The following is an 18,849-nucleotide window of genomic DNA, read 5'->3' as shown; positions in this document are numbered from 1 at the left end:
TTTATGCAAGAATTATCTGCACTGCTCAATCAACTGGAAGAATCTGCAACCCTCGCCATGGCCCGTCGCAGCCGCGAAATGGCCGAACAAGGTATTGATGTGATTTCGCTCAGCCTTGGCGAACCCGACTTCGACGTACCCGATTTCATCAAGGAGGCCGCCAAAGAAGGGGTTGACAAGAATTTCTCCAAATACCCGCCGGTAAACGGCTACCTGGATTTGCGGATGTCCATCGCGCACAAATTCAAGCGAGACAACGGACTGAACTACGCCGCCGATCAGATCGTAGTGTCAAACGGCGCCAAACAGAGCATTGCCAACGCCTGCCTGAGCCTCATCAATCCCGGCCAGGAAGTGGTACTACCCGCCCCCTATTGGGTTAGCTACTCCGAAATTGTAAAAATGGCCGGTGGCGTTCCGGTGGTTATTCCCACCACCATTGAGCAGGATTTTAAAATCACACCCGAGCAACTCGAAGCCGCCATCACGCCCAAAACCAAACTCATCATTTTCAGCTCGCCCTGCAACCCTTCGGGCAGTGTGTTTACCCACGATGAGCTGAAGGCATTGTCGCAAGTGGTGGCGCGTCACAACAACCTCTATGTGATCAGTGACGAGATTTACGAGCACATCAACTACACCGGTCAACATTTCAGCATGGCCGCACTGCCCGGAATGGCTGAGCGCGTTATTACGGTGAACGGCGTATCGAAAGCCTTTGCCATGACCGGATACCGCATTGGTTACCTCGGTGCGCCCACCTGGATTGCCAAAGCCTGCAGCAAGGTTCAGGGGCAATTTACCTCCGCGCCCAGCAGCATTTCACAGCGCGCAGCCAAAGCCGCTGTGGACGCCGACCCTTCGGAAATCTCTTACATGCGCGAAGCTTTTTTGAAACGTCGCGACCTCGTGGTATCACTGCTGTCTGAAATTTCGGGACTGAAGGTAAACCAACCACCCGGAGCGTTTTATGTGCTGCCCGATGTAACCGCCCTGTTCGGTAAAAGCGCCGGGGAATGGACCATCAACTCTGCCGACGACCTCTGCGAATACATCCTCGACAAGGCACACGTAGCGCTGGTATCGGGTGGTGCTTTTGGCGCTCCCGATTGCTTGCGTATTTCCTACGCATCCTCTGAAGACACCCTCCGAAACGCAGTACAACGCATTTCTCAAGCCATTGCTGAACTCAACTAACCATGCTCACCCCTCAGCTTCCAGAAATTTTTGAGCGATTCCGCACCCTGCGGGTGGTGGTGCTGGGCGATGTGATGATTGACAGTTACCTCTGGGGAGATGTAAAACGCATTTCGCCCGAAGCACCTGTGCCCGTGGTGTCGGTTACCCAAACCGAAAACAGGCTGGGCGGCGCGGCCAACGTAGCACTCAATGTGGCCGCCCTCGGAGCCGAAGTTCATGTTTGCGCAGTGGTTGGTAACGACGACAAGACCGCCCTTCTGGAAGATTGTTTTGCACAGAGCGGACTGGATCCGGGAGCACTCGTTCGCTCCGACGAACGACCCACCACGGTGAAAACGCGCATCATCAGCGACGGGCAGCACCTGCTGCGCGTTGACCAGGAAAACACCCATCTGCTGAGCGACAACGAGAGCGCGAAGCTGCTGGCGCGACTGGAGCAATTGCTCAACGACGTGGAGCCCCATGTGCTCATCATGCAGGATTACAACAAGGGCGTGCTCACCGAAAAAGTGATTGAAAGCACCACGGAAATGTGCCGTATTCGAAACATCCCCACAGCTGTTGATCCCAAAAAAGACCAGTTTCTCAGCTACCGCGGCGTGGACCTTTTCAAGCCCAACCTCAAAGAATTGCGTGAAGGCCTGAACCTGCCCCTCGACACCGATTTCGAAGTATCGCTGCGAAATGCCATGCGCACGCTGCACGACAATCTCGGCAATCGCATTTCGCTTGTCACATTGTCGGAACGCGGTGTGGCCATCACCGAAAGCAATCGTTTTGAGCACCTCCCCGCACACGACCGAAAAATCATTGACGTGTCGGGAGCGGGCGATACCGTTATCAGCGTGGCGGCGCTTTGCCTGGCGCTGAACCTCGACCTGAGAATCATTGCGGCCTTAAGCAACCTCGCCGGCGGACTCGTTTGCGAGCAGGTGGGTGTAGTGCCCATTGATGCTGATCACCTCTACAACGAAGCCTGCCTATTACACCCCGCGCGCTGAACCTCAACCCTAAAAAGCTGTTAAGCACACATGACCTCATCCACGGAACAAACCGTAAAACCTTACCGCCCCGACGGAAGCAAAAAAGAACAGGTGGCCACCATGTTCAACAACATCGCTCATCGCTACGATTTTCTGAACCACCTCTTCTCGCTGGGTATTGATATCCTCTGGCGACGAAAAGCCATCGCTCTGCTGAAAAAAGCACAGCCCAAAAAAGTGCTCGACATTGCCACCGGAACCGGAGATTTTGCCTTTGAGTCGCTCCGCCTAAACCCCGACAAGGTGGTGGGAGTAGATATTTCGGCCGGGATGATTGAGGTGGGAAAGGAAAAAGTGAAGAAGCGCAAAAAAGACGACCGCATTACCCTGCAAATTGGCGATTCTGAAAACCTGCAGTTTGAAGACGGCGCTTTCGACGCGATTACCGTGGGCTTCGGGGTACGCAATTTTGAGAACCTGGAACTCGGTCTGGGTGAAATGAGTCGTGTGCTGAAACCCGGTGGTCAGGCGGCCATATTGGAGTTTTCAAAGCCCCGCAAGTTTCCGGTTAAGCAGTTTTACTACTTCTATTTCAGGAGGATGATGCCTTTTATCGGTAAACTCGTTTCCAAAGACAGCTCGGCCTACACCTACCTTCCCGAGTCGGTGATGGCATTTCCCGAAGGAGAGGACTTCCGGCAGATTGTGTTGAAAACCGGATTTAAGAGCTGTGCCGTGCGTCCCGTTACCGGCGGTATTGCCACCATCTACCTCGCAGAAAAATAAACTCCTCAGCGCTGCGTTTTTATACCTTTGCATCCCTCAAGGCAAAAGATTTGGGTACTTTCCGAACCATACTTGTTCTGCTGCTCATGGTTACTGCGCTTCCGGCACACAGCCAGAAACGCAATAAATACAAGCAACTCAACCTGCAGGGTTTCGACGATCGTCGCTATCATTTCGGGTTTGCCCTAGGTGTAAACAGCGCCAACAGTTACATCAACCCCAACCTGAACACGGCCTTTTCGGATTCGCTCCTGAGCCTGAGCACGGGAAGCGCGGCCGGTTTTAACCTCGGTATTGTAACGCAGCTTAAACTCGTGAACAACCTGGCTCTGCGTTTTGTGCCTACGCTCACCTTTCAGGAGCGCCTGCTGAATTACGAGTTCTACTCGTCGGATGGCTTCAACAACGTGCAGAGCTACGAAAAGCGCATTGAAAGTGTGTTTATTGACTTTCCGCTACACTTTAAGTATCGCTCAGACCGCATCAACAACTTTGCGGTGTATGTGCTCTTTGGCGGGAAATACAGCCTGGATGTGGCCACGCAAAAAGATGTGCGAAACGTGCTGCTCGAAGAGTTGATCGTAAAGCTGCGTCAACACGACTTTGCCGGTGAAGTGGGCGGTGGATTTGACTTTTTCCTGCCCTACTTCAAGTTCGGCATAGAGCTGAAGTTAAGCGTGGGAATACCCAATATGCTTATTCAGGACAACACCATTTTCTCCAATCCGATCGAGTCGCTGCGCACCCGTACCTTTATGATTTCCTTCACTTTCGAGGGATAAGCAAAGCACCATGGCAAAACCGGATGAGCTTACCGTAGATATCCGCGTGCGGCCGGAGGACATGGATCACCCCGAAAAAATTCACGAGCAGCTACTGGCACAAACGGGGGGCAAAGCGGCTTCGTTCATCCGCCACAAAATCATTCACCGCTCAATAGACGCGCGCAAAAAACCCGTGGTCTTTCAGTTGCGGGTGCTTCTCAGCAACAAGCCTGAAGCGGCATTGGGCGGCATCACACCGCGGGTGTTCAAAGAACCCGAAACGGCCAAGCGCGCCGCCATTATCGGAGCGGGTCCTGCGGGGTTGTTTGCCGCCCTCAAGCTACTGGAGATGGGCGTTCAACCCGTTGTTTTTGAGCGCGGAAAGGACGTTCGTTCGCGCAGACGCGACCTTGCGGCCATCAACCGCGACCACATTGTAAATCCTGAGTCCAACTATTGCTTTGGCGAGGGCGGCGCCGGCACCTATTCCGATGGTAAACTCTACACGCGCTCCAAAAAGCGGGGCGACGTACACTCCGTACTCGCAACGCTTGTGCAATTTGGCGCCCACCCCGACATTCTGGTGGATGCCCACCCGCATATCGGCACCAACAAACTGCCGGGCATTATCACCTCCATGCGAGAAACCATCATTGAACACGGCGGTGAGGTGCGTTTCGGAGCCAAACTTACCGGTTTGGTGATTGAAGCAGGTAATATCCGCGGCCTAGAAATCAATCAAAGCGAGAGCCACCGCTTTGACCATGTCATTCTTGCCACGGGACATTCTGCCAGAGACATCTTTCGTTTGCTTCACAACGAGGGCATTACTATTGAAGCCAAGCCTTTTGCACTGGGCGTGCGCATAGAACACCCGCAGGAAGTGATTGACAGTATGCAGTACAGATGCAGCACAAGGCCCGAAACTTTACCACCTGCTTCTTACGCCTGGACAGCCCAGCACAACGGCCGTGGCATTTACTCGTTTTGTATGTGTCCGGGTGGAATCATCGCACCATGCGCCACCGCGCAGGAAGAGGTGGTCACCAACGGCTGGTCGCCCTCCAAACGAAACAACCCCTTTGCAAATTCGGGGGTGGTGGTTAGCATTTTGCCGCACGACTGGCAGCCGTGGAAAGATGCCGGTCCGCTGGCTGCCCTCGAATACCAGAGCGCAGTAGAGCGAACAGCATGGGAGGCAGGCGGTAAGCGCCAATCCGCTCCTGCCCAGCGCCTAAAAGACTACCTGGATCGCAAGACTTCTGCCGAACTTCCGGAGTGCTCCTATAAACCCGGCATTGTGCCTTATGACCTGCGGCAGGTACTTCCGGCAAGTGTTGCCGCCGCGCTCGAAAACGGGCTCCGTGCAACCGTTCGCAAAATGCCGCCTTACCTCCACCGCGATGCCGTGATGGTAGGTGTTGAGTCCAGAACCTCATCGCCTGTTCGCATCCCGCGTTTGCCCGACACGCTTCAGCACCCCGAGGTGGCGGGACTGTATCCCTGCGGTGAGGGCGCGGGCTACGCCGGAGGAATTGTATCCGCTGCCATGGACGGCGAGCGATGTGCAATGGTTTGTGCGGAAATGCTCAGCGGCCGGAAACCGGTAAGCGGGAACAAATAATACCTGCCGCTACGGCCACATTCAACGATTCGGCCTCTCCTACCCTCGGAATGGTAACGCGCTCACTCACCAATGCCTCAACCCCGGGCTCTACGCCATGCGACTCGCTTCCCATCACCAGCAAGCCCCTTTCAGGCCATTGAAAATCCTGAACCGGTGTGCCCTGCATCTCAGCTGATACCACCGTAATACCACTTTCTGCAACACCCTGAAGCCAGTCTGAATCGCAATTTTGCCGAAAAGGAACCCTGAACACCGCTCCCATCGAAGCCTGCACCACTTTGGGGTTGTACACGTCCACACAAGCGGGCGAGCAAAACACCGCACTCAGTCCGAACCAATCGGCAATGCGCAGCAGGGTCCCCATATTGCCGGGGTCGCTCACGCCGCTCAGGTACATGGCCCATCCCCTCCATGGGGTCACCGCCTCATCAGTCAAGTACGGCACCACAGCCAATACTCCCGGAGGTGTACTGAGGGCACTTATTTTACGCATTTGCTCCTCTGAAATCCGCTCAGCCTCAAAAGGCAGCGAAGCATTGAGGCTGTGCGCAGCCCATACGCCCGCGGGTTTAACACCGGCACGCGCCATTTCCTCCATGAGTTTGGTGCCTTCGGCCAGAAAAAGCCGCTCGGCGTCGCGGTACTTTTTTTGATGAAGTCGGCGTAGTCGTTTTATTTCGGCGTTGCTTATCACTAAGTTTGCGCGTATCTCCAAGGGGCGCGTGAAGCACAAAGAAAAACATTTGCGAACAGCTTCGGTACATAAAACTGTGGCCATCGTTTTATTGGCGGTGGTAATGGCTTCTTGCGGCCCTACGCGGCGCCTTGCCGACGATGAGTACTGGCTGCGCAAGAACGAAATTGAGATGCTCGACGACAGCGAAATCCGCCGTTCGGCGCTCAATGAAATCATTCGGCAACAACCCAACCGACATTTTTTGGGTGTGTTTCACCTTTCGGTATGGGCGCACAACCTTCCCAACCCAGAGGTGGTAGAGAGAAATGCAGCAAAAAAACGCCAAAGGCTGGAGGAGCGCAATCAGCAACGATTGGCCAAAGGCAAGCAGCCCCGACGCTACAAAAGGACTTTTGGCGAGTGGCTTCGCTACGGGCTGGGTACAGCTCCGGTGGTGCTCGACACCATGCAGGCAGAGCAAGCGGCGCGGCAAATGAGCCTGTTTATGCTGAAAGAAGGCTACTTCCAAAATGAGGTAACACATGAGGTTGAATACTTTGGAAGGAAGCGTGCGAGGGTTATTTATTCGGTGAAATCAGGGCCGGCACATCGCATACGGAACCTCACCCAAAGGATACCCGACCTCAACCTGAAGTACATTACAGACCGCGAAGCCGCAGGAAGCCTGATCCACCCCGGGCAAAGGTTCAGCGTTACACGCATGGACCGCGAGCGCGACCGACTCATGCGCTTTTTCAAGAACGAAGGCTTTTTTGACCTGAGCAAGGAGGAAATTTACTTTCAGGTGGACAGCACCATCGGCAATCTACAAGTGGACGTGCTGATGGGTATTCAGCCCTTGCGGCGGCCTTTTGCTCTCAATCCCGACTCGCTCATTGAGCTCAACCACATCCGCTACCGACTCAACGAGGTCATCATCAACCGAACACATATAGCCCCTCGGCCGGGCATGGATGCCGTGGTTCCTACTGATACGGTTCGGTACGAGCCCTACACCATTGTAGGTCACCCAGCGGTGTACGTGAAGCCAGGAATTCTCGCGCAGCAGATCAGGTTTGAACCCGGGCAATTCTACAGCCGGGAGCGTTTGGAAAATACACACCGCTCGCTGGCCGGACTAGAAGCGTTCAGCGGGGTGAACATACGATTTGAGCGATTGCCAGAAACGACGGAAGGCGAGGGAATGCTCAACTGTCAGGTGCTGCTCACGCCTGCCAGAAGACAACAGATTGTATTTGAAACCCGCGGAACCCATCAGAGCGGATTTTTCGGCACAGCGGGATCCGTAACCTACCGAAACCGCAACCTGTTTAACGGCGCCGAAGTTTTCCGCATCCGGCTCTCCGGGGCGTTTGAGGCGCAACAGTTGCTCACAGGCGGGGGCGTGCAGGAAGAACTGAGTGGTTTGCTGCAGGATCAAACCGTTTTTAACACCGTTGAATTTGTGCCGGAGGTTTCGCTTACCATTCCAAAGTTTCTTTTTCCCATTCGCATTGACCGCATCGCCAAATCCGCGCGGCCCTTTACCGACCTGAGTTTATCTTATGGTTTTCAGCAACGCCCCGACTTTACGAGAAACATGCTCCGGGCGCGAATGAGCTACCGCTGGCGCGAGTCTGATTTCAAAACGTGGATTGTAACCCCTGCTGAAATCAGCTTTATTAAAATTTTCAAATCCGATGCCTTTCAGCAGCGCCTCGACGCCCTGAACGACCTTTTTCTGAACGCCAGTTACAGCGACCACCTGATTTCGGCTTTCAAAGTTTCGTACATATTCAACAACCAAATACTTACGCGCCGCACCAACACCTTTTTCTACCGTGGTAATGCTGAAACGGCCGGAAATGTGCTCACAGGTGTTATGGGAATCACGGGGCAGGAGCGCGACTCACTGGGTAGTTTCAGGTTGTTCGACATTCGCTATGCCAATTACGTGCGCACCGATCACGACGTGCGTTACTACCGACGCTTTAACGAGAACAGTTCCCTGGTATTGCGGTTTTTTGGCGGTGTTGGAGTTCCGCTGCGCAACCTGGAGGTACTTCCCTTTGAGCGCAGTTTCTTTGGAGGAGGTGCCAACGGCATTCGGGCATGGCTAATTCAAACGTTGGGGCCGGGTTCTTACAGAACAGTTTTCACCACCTTTGACCGAATTGGAGAAGCACATCTGGAAGGAAACATTGAATACAGACAGAAAATTTTCAGCATCCTTGAAGGTGCCTTCTTTATAGATGCCGGAAACATTTGGTTGCTCCGTCCGGATCCAGTTCGTCCGGGAGGGCACTTTGCCATTGACCGCTTTGCAGGAGAGATTGCCATTGGTGCAGGCGTAGGAGCGCGATTGAACTTTGACTTCTTCATCATTCGCTTTGATCTGGCCATGCAAATGCGCGACCCATCCATGGCGCCCGGGGAACGCTGGGCCTTTCAACCCAAAGACGACTACAACCGAAGAGTAGATGACTTCAACGCGGCCAATCCCGTGAGGAGGGCCAATTATTACAGCCCGCGCCTGAACCTGAATCTGGGTATTGGATATCCGTTCTAGACAGAAGGAGTCTTCAAAGTTTTATTAGTTTTGCCCCCTGTTTTCAAGACCCTCAAAAAGACGTCCATGACTCTGAACCAAATCACTGAATTGCTGGGCGATAAAGCCAACAACCTACTCCAGCACGAATGCACAACCATTCAGCGTGAACTGCTCCATCTGCCGGGGGGCGATTTTGTAGAACGATCATTTGGTCCCGGCAACAGGAATCCTCAGGTATTGAACAATCTGGAGCGCATTTATTCGCATGGAAACCTCGGCGGCACAGGTTACCTTTCCATTTTGCCGGTAGATCAGGGAATTGAGCACAGCGCAGGTGCATCTTTTGCGCCCAACCCCATCTACTTCGACCCTGAGAACATTGTGAAGCTTGCGGTTGAAGGAGGATGCAACGCAGTGGCCTCAACCTTTGGTGTACTGGCAGCCAACTCGCGCAAATACGCACATAAAATTCCGTTTGTGGTGAAAATTAACCACAACGAACTGCTCACCTACCCCAACAAGTTCGACCAGATTCCATTTGGAAGCGTTCGGGAAGCATGGAACCTCGGTGCAGCGGCTGTAGGTGCTACCATTTACTTTGGTTCTGAGGAATCTTCAAGACAAATTATAGAAATAGCCGAGGCTTTTGAAGAGGCTCATGAATTGGGCATGGCTACCATTTTGTGGTGCTACCTTCGCAACAGCGGTTTCAAGAAAGACGGTACCGACTATCATACTGCCACCGACATCACCGCTCAGGCCAATCACCTGGGTGTGACCATTCAGGCGGATATTATCAAACAAAAGCTCCCCACGAACAACGGAGGTTACACCGCGCTGAATTTTGGAAAAACACACACCAGAGTTTACGACCAGCTCAGCAGCGATCACCCCATTGATCTGTGCCGATACCAGGTAGCCAACTGCTACATGGGGCGCATTGGCTTGATTAACTCAGGCGGAGCATCTGCGGGATCGACCGATTTGGCAGAAGCCGTCGAAACCGCAGTGATCAACAAAAGAGCCGGTGGTCACGGACTGATTTCCGGTCGTAAGGCATTTCAAAAACCCATGAATGAGGGGGTAGCTTTGCTCAACGCCATTCAATCGGTATATTTGAACAAGGATATCACCCTGGCATAGGGGTAAAAAACAACACCATGGGTTGGTTTAAGCGAAACAAAGAAGGGATTACCACCTCCACCAAAGACAAAAGGGAAACCCCTGAAGGGCTGTGGTACAAATGCCCGAAGTGCAAGCATGTAGTAACCAGCGAGGAGCACTATGACACACTTTGGGTCTGTGCCAAATGCGAGTACCACGAAAAAATCGGTTCAGAAGAATACTTCTACCTTCTGTTTGATGAACACAAATACGTGGAGGTCAACAAAAATCTATCTTCCGGCGACCCGCTCAATTTTGAAGACACCAAGAAGTACACCGATCGGATTGCCCAAACCCAGGAGAAAACCGGTCTTAAGGATGCTATTCGCACAGCCTATGGATTGATACATGGCACCGAAGTCATGGTGGCAGCCATGGATTTCCGTTTTATTGGCGGGTCAATGGGCTCTGTGGTTGGAGAAAAAATCTCTCGGTCCATTGACCACTGCCTCAAGAAAAAAATACCCCTTATCATCATCTCCAAATCGGGGGGAGCCCGGATGATGGAAGCCGGTTTCTCGTTGATGCAAATGGCCAAAACCTCTGCCAAACTCACCCAACTGGCCAACGCAAAACTGCCTTTTATATCTATCCTCACTGACCCCACCACCGGGGGCGTAACCGCATCATTTGCTATGTTGGGCGACCTGAACATAGCAGAACCGGGTGCCCTGATTGGATTTGCCGGTCCGCGAGTGGTGCGCGAAACCATAGGTCGTGATCTTCCAGAAGATTTTCAAACTGCTGAATTTGTGAAGGAACACGGCTTTTTGGACTACATCGTAGATCGCCGCAAGCTCAAAGACAATCTGGCCAATGTGCTCAGCATGTTAAAATATCACGCATAATTGGTTTTGCCGAAAATAGGCGTATATTTGCCGCCCCAAATACATAAGAATCATTTCAACAATATTGGCATGTATTTAACTACCGAAAAGAAAAAAGAGATTTTTAAGCAGTACGGAGAGTCGGAGACTAACACCGGAAGCACCGAAGGGCAAATCGCCCTTTTTACCTACCGCATTCAGCACCTTACCGAGCACCTGAAGAACAACCGCAAGGATTTCAACACCGAGCGGTCGTTGGTGCGTTTGGTTGGTAAGCGTCGCCGTTTGCTGGATTACCTGAAAGCTAATGACATTGAGAAGTACCGGGCCCTTATTAAGGATCTTGGCATCCGAAAGTAAGGATCGTCCAGCACACGCACATACTTCATGAAACAAACGGAAAGGCAACTGCTTAAGTGGTTGCCTTTTCCTGTTTTGCACCCCATTGAACAAGTAAACACAAGAAGAAAGAAGAAGCATTAATTAACAACCAGAAGAAGATGAATTACGAATTGGTAACAAAAACAATTGACCTCGGTGATGGAAAGGCCATTACCCTCGAAACCGGAAAACTTGCCAAGCAAGCAGATGGAGCTGTAGTAGCCCGAATGGGAAACACCATGCTACTCGCAACTGTTGTTGCAGCCCAGGAAGCACGTGAAGGCGTAGATTTTCTGCCACTTACTGTAGAATACCGCGAAAAATACTCCGCTACCGGAAAATTCCCCGGTGGGTTTTTCAAACGCGAAGCCCGTCCGTCGGAGGATGAAATATTAACCATGCGATTGGTAGACCGCGCTCTGCGCCCGCTATTTCCCGATGATTTTCACGCAGAGGTTCAAGTGATCATCAACCTGATTTCAGGTGATCGCGAGCATGTTCCCGATGCCATGGCCTGCCTTGCCGCATCCGCCGCAATTGCTGTATCCGACATACCTTTCAATGGCCCTGTTTCAGAGGTGCGCGTAGCTCGAATCAATGGCGAGTACGTGGTGAATCCTACCGCTACCGAAATGAAAGATTCGGACATGGACATGATTATCGCTGGTACACTAGACAACATCATGATGGTGGAAGGTGAAATGAGTGAAGTGAGTGAGGACGACATGCTCAAAGCCATTGAAGTAGGGCATGCTGCTGTAAAGCAACAGTGCCAAGCACTAGTGGAGCTTGGTCAAGCTGTTCCTAAATCGCACACCAAGCGCACATATCAGCACGAACCCGTTCCTGACGAAGCACTTTACGAAGACGTAAAAGCTGCTTGCTATCAGGCATGTTATGACATTGCCAAGAGTGGACATCCATCCAAAGTTCTCCGCAAGGAATTGTTCTCTGCCGTAAAAGAGGAATACGTATCGAAATTCTCTGAAGACGAGCTCGCTGAAAAGGCTTGGTACATTAACACATATTACAAAAAAGTTGAAAAAGAAGCTGTTCGCGATGCAGTGCTCAACGAAGGCATTCGTCTGGATGGTCGTAAAACTACTGACATTCGTCCTATCTGGTGCGAAGTGGATTACCTGCCCATGACCCATGGATCAGCCATCTTTACCCGTGGCGAAACCCAGTCGCTTACCACCCTCACACTCGGATCCAGTCGCGATGAGCAAACCATTGACAGCGCATTAATTGAAGGAAGTTCAGACTTTATGCTGCACTACAACTTCCCGCCGTTCTGTACCGGTGAGGCCCGCCCCATACGCTCTACCAGCAGAAGAGAAATCGGTCATGGAAACCTGGCATTGCGCGCCTTGAAGCCGGTAATTCCTCCACAGGAAGAAAACCCATATACCATTCGTATCGTTTCGGACATTCTCGAATCGAACGGATCTTCGTCAATGGCTACCGTTTGTGCCGGAACATTGTCGCTGATGGATGGTGGTGTAAAAATCAAGCGCCCCGTTTCCGGTATAGCCATGGGTATGATTGCCAAGCCATCAACCGGGCAAATAGCCATTCTGTCAGACATTTTAGGTGATGAAGATCACCTGGGAGATATGGACTTTAAAGTAACAGGAACATCTCAGGGAATAACTGCCTGCCAGATGGACATCAAGGTGGACGGACTCACATTTGAGACCCTGAAAACGGCCCTGCTTCAAGCCAAAGACGGAAGAGAGCACATTTTGAACGAAATGCTCAAAACCATCTCTGAGCCGCGCGCGGATTACAAAGACCACACTCCCCGTATTATTTCCTTCACCATTCCCAAGGAATTCATCGGGCCGGTTATCGGACCCGGTGGAAAAATCATTCAGGAGATTCAAGCGGAAACCAATACGGTTATTTCCATTGATGAGGAAGACGGCGTTGGTGTAGTAGCCATTATGTCGCAAAACAAGGAAGACATTCAGCGCGCCGAGAAGATGGTGAAGCAAATTGCCTTCCCTCCTACCGTTGAAGTTGGCGAAGAATACGAAGGGAAAGTAAAGTCCATTATGCCTTACGGGGCTTTTGTAGAAATCCTCCCCGGTATGGACGGACTCCTGCACATCTCAGAAATTGAATGGCACCGCCTCGATCGCGTGGAAGACGCCATCAAAGAAGGCGAACTGGTGAAATTTAAGGTTACCGGAAAAGATCCCAAGTCGGGTAAATTTAAACTTTCGCGAAAAGTTTTGCTTCCTAAACCTGAATCAGCAAACTAATACCGATCAATCGGTTAAATCTACCGTTAAAGAAAAAGCCCGCGTAATTGCGGGCTTTTTTTGTGCCCTTGACTTCCTGAAGTGTAACCTAAATCAGCGCCTGTCGTTTATTAAAGCGCATTCGAAAACAAAGCTATGAGACAGTTAAAAATATCGAAGCAGGTTACCAACCGGGAGACGGCGTCGCTCGATAAGTACCTGCAGGAAATTGGTCGGGTGGACCTGATTTCGGCCGAAGAGGAGGTAGAATTGGCACGCAGGATAAAAACCGGCGACCAGGAAGCATTGGAAAGGCTCACCAAGGCCAACCTTCGCTTTGTGGTTTCGGTGGCCAAGCAATACCAGAATCAAGGACTTACACTACCAGATCTTATCAATGAGGGAAACCTCGGATTGATAAAAGCCGCGCAGCGATTTGATGAAACGAGGGGGTTTAAATTCATTTCATACGCTGTTTGGTGGATTCGCCAGTCGATTCTTCAGGCATTGGCCGAGCAGGCGCGAATCGTGAGGCTTCCGCTCAATAAAATCGGTTCCATCAACAAGGTAAACCGCGCATTTTCCAAACTGGAGCAGGAATTTGAGCGACCGCCATCGATGGAGGAACTGGCCGAGGTGCTGGAAATGTCGCTCGAAGACGTAAAACAAACATTGCGCAACTCCGGACGCCATGTAAGCATGGACGCCCCACTCACCAATGATGAGAGCTCATCGGGAAACATGTACGACATCCTCAGCAATGATGACGTACCAGGGCCCGAGACCCGCATCATGGCCGACTCGCTCCGCAAAGAAATTGAACGTTCGCTTCACACACTCACCACCCGCGAGGCAGATGTTATCCGCCTTTACTTCGGAATTGACAATACACATTCCATGACGCTTGAGGAAATCGGTGAGCGCTTTGACCTCACCCGTGAGCGCGTTCGGCAAATCAAGGAAAAAGCCATCCGAAGGTTGAAACATACCGCAAGAAGCAAGGTTCTCAGAGCTTACCTGGGTTAACGCACATTACCTTTGCTATGAAAACAGAAGGAGGCCATTGGGCCTCCTTTTTTTGTTACTTTGCCCTTCAATCAAGCCCTTGAAATATGTCACACCTTGTAGCCCCTTCTCTGCTCTCTGCTGATTTTGCCAACCTCCTGCCCGACATTGAAATGGTCAATGCAAGTGATGCAGACTGGTTTCATCTGGATGTGATGGACGGAGTGTTTGTTCCCAATATCAGCTTTGGGCTACCGGTGATTGAAGCGGTAAACAGGCACACCCTGAAACCGCTGGACGTGCACCTGATGATTGTAAATCCTGACCCTTTTATTACGCGCTTTGCCGAGGCGGGCGCCAACGTACTTACCGTGCACGTTGAGGCTTGCACACATCTGCACCGCACCATTCAGGCCATCAAGGCCGAGAATATGCATGCCGGAGTAGCTGTAAATCCGCACTCCGCCATCAACGACCTTGAGGACATTATCGGCGAAATAGAATTGGTTTGCCTGATGTCGGTAAACCCCGGGTTTGGCGGGCAGAAGTTTATTGAGAACACCTACCGCAAAATTGAGCGACTGCGCAAACTGATTGACCGCAATGGTTCAAAAGCCAAGATTGAAATTGACGGTGGCGTAGGGGTCGGCAACGCCAAAAAGCTGGTGGAAGCTGGCGCAGACGTGCTCGTAGCCGGCAACGCAGTATTTGGGGCCGATGACCCGGTTGCTGCCATTGCCCATCTGAAAAATCCTTAGAACCTAATCCTTACCCTCAACATAACCCTTGAGGTAGGCAAACGCAGGAGCCAGTTCGCCTTGCAATGTGGTTTGCGCGGCCCGTTCAATGATTCCATCGTCGTCTTGGCCCAACAGGCAAGGCATTACCTTTTCCATAAGCTCGCTACCAAAATCCTCTGAGGCATCGCGCGGTAATTCACACGGCAGATTGTCTATGGCCATCACCCCAATAGCCCCAGGATGCATAAAGTCCACCTCCGTTTCGGTTTGGGGATCGTAGCCATAGTGAGGGTCGGCAATGGTTGAGGGCCTCAGGGTACTGGCCACCGGTCCGTCAATATCACAGGAAATATCTCCCACCACCTGCAAGGCAAAATCAGGGTGTTTGGTGTCTTCCCGGGTGAAAATGTACGGAGCTCCCGCACCCCAATAATGACAGGCAATATAGAGCTGAGCCCGGTGGGCGTATCGCGGAAAAGTGGACATGTATTCCTCGGGAAAGGCGTAGAAATGCTCCCGGCTGAAGTCTTCTCCGTCGCGGTGAATGTTGTAGTTCTCCACGTTGATGTGCGTGAAAACCGGGCGATTAAAATCGCGTTCCAGGAAATCGTGATGGCTTACCTGCTCCACAGGAACAAGATCAATGATTTCACGGGCTCCCATGCCCACTCTGCCAAAACCGGTCATCACCATGCGAAAGTTATCGGGAAACTTCACTTTGGAGAGTTCACGTTCTACCTCAGTACGATCGAAGCACTTATGCGCGGGCTTCAGGCTGAAAAGGCCGGTTTTTCGTCCGTAGGCCAGTAAGCTGTTGTAAGCCCCAACGATACCCGCATATCTGCCAAAGCCCAGTACCCTGCCACCTCCGCTGTAGGTCATTACTTCATAGTCAATCAATCGGATACGCTTGTTGAGTATGGCTTGCAACAACTTGCGGTTGTAGGGTTGCTTTTTAAACGTGTGCGAAAAGAAGAGGTAGGTTTTATTGGGAATGAGCTCGTCAATGTTTACCTCCTTTACGCCGATCATGATGTCGCAGTCTGACACATCGTCACGCAATTCGATGCCTTGTTTGGCGTATTCCGCATCTTCGATGGCCCGGATGGCGCTTTTTTGTGCCACTATTTGAAGTGACGGGAAACGCTCCACCAGCTCTTTACACTGTACAGGTGTGAGGGCCACACGTTTATCTGGCGGAACTTTGCCTTCGCGAATCAAAGCAACCTTTATCAAGTTCATGCATCAATGATTTGTTGCAAATGTAAAGAAAGCCATCCGAGCAAAGTGCACGGTTTTTGCTGATGATATTAGGCATATCTTTGCAACACGTTCTTTGGGGCCGACTGGTTTTGACAGCAAGAGTAGTCGTTTAGTAAGCATGCCGAGCGTTGAACAATGGGCTCGTAAATCAGGTTGTTCAAACCATAAAAGGCGAAAATAACTACGCCCTCGCAGCCTAATCTCACTTTGTGATAAATGGCTCTAGCCCGCGGTGAAGCACAGTAACCCGGGGCGGGTGTCCCGCTGAAAGGTCGCATCGGACTTTCGGTATATGGGGCAACATCTTTCGATGCTGGTTGAGACGAGGTTCCGACGTCTCAACGAGACTTAAGGAACTACGGATTCAGTTGGCTGTGCGCTGCCTGCTGCTTCCCGACAATCAAAGCGAAACTAAGCATGTAGAAAGCTGAATGGTTCCTTGTTTGGACGAGGGTTCGAATCCCTCCGGCTCCACTTGATGATACAAACCGCCGCGGGTAACCGTGGCGGTTTTGTTGTTTCACAAAGTCGCCAAACGCCGCCAGGCGTTTGAGCGAACGAAGTGAAACAACAAAACAAGCCCCCAAGAACCTCCGGGGTGAATTGGGGGCGTTTTTTGTATCCACTGCACGGGTTAGGAGGTGATCACGTAAGTAATCCCGAGGACGTACAACCTATTGAAATCAAGATTTTCGCCCAAGAACTCTCACTGGAACACCTCCACAAGGCGTTTGAGCGAACGAAGTGAAACAACAAAACAAGCCCCCAAGAACCTCCGGGGTGAATTGGGGGCGTTTTTTGTATCCACTGCACGGGTTAGGAGGTGATCCGTAATTAATGCAGAAGGTATTTAACCATAACATCGCAAAGGCCTCACCCGTTGGATTGCTTCCAAATGCAGCAATTTCCGCTATGCAGTTTGGAAAGAAAAAGCCCCGATTCAATCATCGGGGCTTTGTATAATCAACATGGATCTTGTCACGAAATGCTCGAACAGCAGCCAACATCCGGATCTAAAGCTTAATGGACAATCATTCGTTCTGTTGCGAAGCGTTCACCATCTACAAATACATTAACCAGATATAAACCTGACGCAAGATTTTGGGGCAATAGGATTTCGCGATCTACAAATTCACCCATTTCACCAAACTCCGACTCTGCAACGGCCTTACCGAAAGAGTCAAAGACACGTACATGAATCATATGACCCTCATTATCCAAACCATCCATCTGAATACGGAATTGCTGTCCTTTGTTTGGATTGGGGAAAAGTTTAAATCCTGACACTTCCAAACTCCTTGCAGCCTGCTCTGTTCCTCCACCCACTTGCGGTCCTGCATCAATAGTAAAGTTGCAAACTTGTCCAAAGGGGCCCATAACACCGCTTTGCTGCACTCTTACCCGCACATCGTAATTGCCTGGCGAAAGAGCCGGCGAAATTCCGTTCCAATTCAATAGAATTCCATAATTCGGTCTGTTTGCCACACTCACCACATTTGTTTCGGTATTTACAAATTCCCATTGATAAAAATCTGCCGTGCATACGGATTGACACAGCACAACAGCGTTGGGTGCAAGGGTAACATTGCAAAACTGTGGACGAACATTTACTGGTGGGGGCAATGAAATAGTAAGAGGCAAAACGTTTCCGAAATCTCCAAACTGACCACCAAATTGAGCTCGGATTGCCACGTTATAAGTCGTTCCAGGAATTAATCCGTTAACCCAGGACAAGCGCAACGATGGGTTTGGTGCATTTCTGATATAATGTATTTCATTTCCGTTTGTAGGGTCGGTATCCGGATCAAAGCGCCATTCATAAGCCTCTGCGCCTTCTAAAGCGAATGCTATTGCCCAATCACAAAACACGTATTCATTCCCTTGAGCATTGGTGGGTGTGTATTCTGGTCTCAGCTCGGTCAGAGGAATATCGTTCTTGATGGTGATGGCACATACAACATCATATACTCCCCACTCTGCTCCCACCTGTGCACGAATCCGCACGTTGTATGTTTCCCCCAATTCAAGCCCGTCAACCCAAGCCAACCGAATCCAGGGATTACCGCCAACCCTCGTATATTCAGAGATTAAATTGTTGTCGAGGTCTCTGAATTCCCACTGGTAGGCTACGGCATTTGCCACCGTTAAGGCTTTTACAAAAGCCAGAATTGAGTACGGCTCAGGATTGTCACAAAAGGGAATATCTAGTCTTGTTGGATCAACTCCCATCTGAAGCGGGACAAAAACTTGAATTTCATCTACGCAGCCCTGGGAATCTGTAACCACGCAAGTATAAAACCCAGGAAATACACCGAACATGGTAGCTGTTGTTTGCATGAAAGGATCATTCCACTGATATGAATAAGGTGGAACACCACCAGTGACAGACACAGTTGCAGAACCACTTGCAAATCCAATTTGAGCAGGAGTAACTGTTGAAGTAATATCAAGTTCACACAGTTGATTGACATTAATCTGGATGGGGGGTGTGTCTCCTGTAACATTCTCACCGGCAAAAGCCAACAGAGTCAATGGCAACCCTGTAAGAACATGCTCTACAAGGGTTGAGCCTCCTCCAACTGCCTCAAACTCGAGCAGCATGTAATCAAATGTCGCTGTAGGTGGATTAAAAAGGG

15 protein-coding genes and 1 other RNA gene are annotated in these 18,849 nt (G+C 51.1%); 13 read left to right on the top strand and 3 right to left on the bottom strand.

Annotated features, from left to right (window positions below):
• Window positions 1-3: 3 nt before the first annotated feature.
• From EA392_02035 to EA392_02015, 5 genes are read left to right on the top strand one after another with little or no spacing between them, the layout of a single operon-like run.
• A complete protein-coding gene (locus EA392_02035) occupies window positions 4-1,197 on the top strand; it encodes a pyridoxal phosphate-dependent aminotransferase (GenBank protein TVR41219.1) in 1,194 nt (397 codons plus the stop codon).
• Between the two features lie 2 nt (window positions 1,198-1,199).
• Window positions 1,200-2,201: a D-glycero-beta-D-manno-heptose-7-phosphate kinase gene (locus EA392_02030; GenBank protein TVR41218.1), complete on the top strand. Its 1,002-nt coding sequence runs from the start codon at window positions 1,200-1,202 to the stop codon at window positions 2,199-2,201.
• A 30-nt stretch (window positions 2,202-2,231) separates the two neighbouring features.
• Window positions 2,232-2,969, top strand: coding sequence for a bifunctional demethylmenaquinone methyltransferase/2-methoxy-6-polyprenyl-1,4-benzoquinol methylase UbiE (gene ubiE, locus EA392_02025; protein ID TVR41217.1), 738 nt, complete (start codon window positions 2,232-2,234; stop codon window positions 2,967-2,969).
• A gap of 50 nt (window positions 2,970-3,019) precedes the next feature.
• Entirely contained in the window at window positions 3,020-3,751 is a 732-nt protein-coding gene (locus EA392_02020; protein TVR41216.1) for a PorT family protein, read from the top strand.
• A gap of 10 nt (window positions 3,752-3,761) precedes the next feature.
• Window positions 3,762-5,357: an FAD-binding protein gene (locus EA392_02015; protein ID TVR41215.1), complete on the top strand. Its 1,596-nt coding sequence runs from the start codon at window positions 3,762-3,764 to the stop codon at window positions 5,355-5,357.
• On the opposite strand, the gene EA392_02010 is transcribed toward EA392_02015, so the two are convergent.
• Window positions 5,323-6,273, bottom strand: coding sequence for an RNA methyltransferase (locus EA392_02010; GenBank protein TVR41246.1), 951 nt, complete (start codon window positions 6,271-6,273; stop codon window positions 5,323-5,325). The genes EA392_02015 and EA392_02010 overlap by 35 nt on opposite strands.
• Between EA392_02010 and EA392_02005 the strand changes: the two genes are divergently transcribed.
• The 7 genes from EA392_02005 to EA392_01975 all read left to right on the top strand — a co-directional run bounded on the left by EA392_02005 (window position 6,044) and on the right by EA392_01975 (window position 14,968).
• Window positions 6,044-8,605 (top strand): hypothetical protein, encoded by a 2,562-nt coding sequence (locus EA392_02005; protein ID TVR41214.1) that lies wholly within the window; start codon window positions 6,044-6,046, stop codon window positions 8,603-8,605. The two genes, EA392_02010 and EA392_02005, sit on opposite strands and share 230 nt — an antisense overlap.
• A 66-nt stretch (window positions 8,606-8,671) precedes the next feature.
• Window positions 8,672-9,730 carry a class I fructose-bisphosphate aldolase gene (locus tag EA392_02000; protein TVR41213.1) on the top strand — a complete coding sequence of 353 codons (1,059 nt, stop codon included), beginning with the start codon at window positions 8,672-8,674 and terminating at the stop codon, window positions 9,728-9,730.
• A 17-nt stretch (window positions 9,731-9,747) separates the two neighbouring features.
• Window positions 9,748-10,599: an acetyl-CoA carboxylase carboxyltransferase subunit beta gene (locus tag EA392_01995; protein TVR41212.1), complete on the top strand. Its 852-nt coding sequence runs from the start codon at window positions 9,748-9,750 to the stop codon at window positions 10,597-10,599.
• 69 nt (window positions 10,600-10,668) lie between these two features.
• Window positions 10,669-10,938 (top strand): 30S ribosomal protein S15, encoded by a 270-nt coding sequence (locus EA392_01990; protein ID TVR41245.1) that lies wholly within the window; start codon window positions 10,669-10,671, stop codon window positions 10,936-10,938.
• A 140-nt stretch (window positions 10,939-11,078) separates the two neighbouring features.
• Window positions 11,079-13,226, top strand: coding sequence for a polyribonucleotide nucleotidyltransferase (locus EA392_01985; GenBank protein TVR41211.1), 2,148 nt, complete (start codon window positions 11,079-11,081; stop codon window positions 13,224-13,226).
• Window positions 13,227-13,361: 135 nt separating this feature from the next.
• Entirely contained in the window at window positions 13,362-14,231 is an 870-nt protein-coding gene (locus tag EA392_01980) for a sigma-70 family RNA polymerase sigma factor (protein ID TVR41210.1), read from the top strand.
• 86 nt (window positions 14,232-14,317) lie between these two features.
• On the top strand, window positions 14,318-14,968 hold the full coding sequence (locus EA392_01975) for a ribulose-phosphate 3-epimerase (GenBank protein ID TVR41209.1): 651 nt from the start codon (window positions 14,318-14,320) through the stop codon (window positions 14,966-14,968).
• A gap of 3 nt (window positions 14,969-14,971) precedes the next feature.
• Here EA392_01975 and EA392_01970 read toward each other — a convergent pair whose 3' ends face one another.
• Complete coding sequence (locus tag EA392_01970; GenBank protein TVR41208.1) at window positions 14,972-16,192, bottom strand: alanine dehydrogenase; 1,221 nt, start codon at window positions 16,190-16,192, stop codon at window positions 14,972-14,974.
• 96 nt (window positions 16,193-16,288) lie between these two features.
• Between EA392_01970 and ssrA the strand changes: the two genes are divergently transcribed.
• Window positions 16,289-16,690: a transfer-messenger RNA gene (gene ssrA / locus EA392_01965) on the top strand.
• 543 nt (window positions 16,691-17,233) lie between these two features.
• Here ssrA and EA392_01960 read toward each other — a convergent pair.
• A partial coding sequence (locus EA392_01960; GenBank protein ID TVR41207.1) for a hypothetical protein occupies window positions 17,234-18,849 on the bottom strand: 1,616 nt, incomplete at its 5' end.

The sequence above is a fragment of the Cryomorphaceae bacterium genome, from assembly GCA_007695365.1.
Classification (GTDB): Bacteria; Bacteroidota; Bacteroidia; order Flavobacteriales_D; family SKUL01; genus SKUL01.
Note: the sequence above shows the minus strand (reverse complement) of the source record. Positions and strands in the feature narration are given on the sequence as shown.

Coding starts and splice junctions, on each gene's coding strand:
- EA392_01985 (TVR41211.1), top strand. CDS start 11,079: ATGAATTACGAATTGGTAACAAAAACAATTGACCTCGGTGATGGAAAG.
- EA392_01975 (TVR41209.1), top strand. CDS start 14,318: ATGTCACACCTTGTAGCCCCTTCTCTGCTCTCTGCTGATTTTGCCAAC.
- EA392_02015 (TVR41215.1), top strand. CDS start 3,762: ATGGCAAAACCGGATGAGCTTACCGTAGATATCCGCGTGCGGCCGGAG.
- EA392_01980 (TVR41210.1), top strand. CDS start 13,362: ATGAGACAGTTAAAAATATCGAAGCAGGTTACCAACCGGGAGACGGCG.
- EA392_01970 (TVR41208.1), bottom strand. CDS start 16,192: ATGAACTTGATAAAGGTTGCTTTGATTCGCGAAGGCAAAGTTCCGCCA.
- ubiE (TVR41217.1), top strand. CDS start 2,232: ATGACCTCATCCACGGAACAAACCGTAAAACCTTACCGCCCCGACGGA.
- EA392_02035 (TVR41219.1), top strand. CDS start 4: ATGCAAGAATTATCTGCACTGCTCAATCAACTGGAAGAATCTGCAACC.
- EA392_01995 (TVR41212.1), top strand. CDS start 9,748: ATGGGTTGGTTTAAGCGAAACAAAGAAGGGATTACCACCTCCACCAAA.
- EA392_02000 (TVR41213.1), top strand. CDS start 8,672: ATGACTCTGAACCAAATCACTGAATTGCTGGGCGATAAAGCCAACAAC.
- EA392_01990 (TVR41245.1), top strand. CDS start 10,669: ATGTATTTAACTACCGAAAAGAAAAAAGAGATTTTTAAGCAGTACGGA.
- EA392_02030 (TVR41218.1), top strand. CDS start 1,200: ATGCTCACCCCTCAGCTTCCAGAAATTTTTGAGCGATTCCGCACCCTG.
- EA392_02010 (TVR41246.1), bottom strand. CDS start 6,273: ATGATTTCATTGAGCGCCGAACGGCGGATTTCGCTGTCGTCGAGCATC.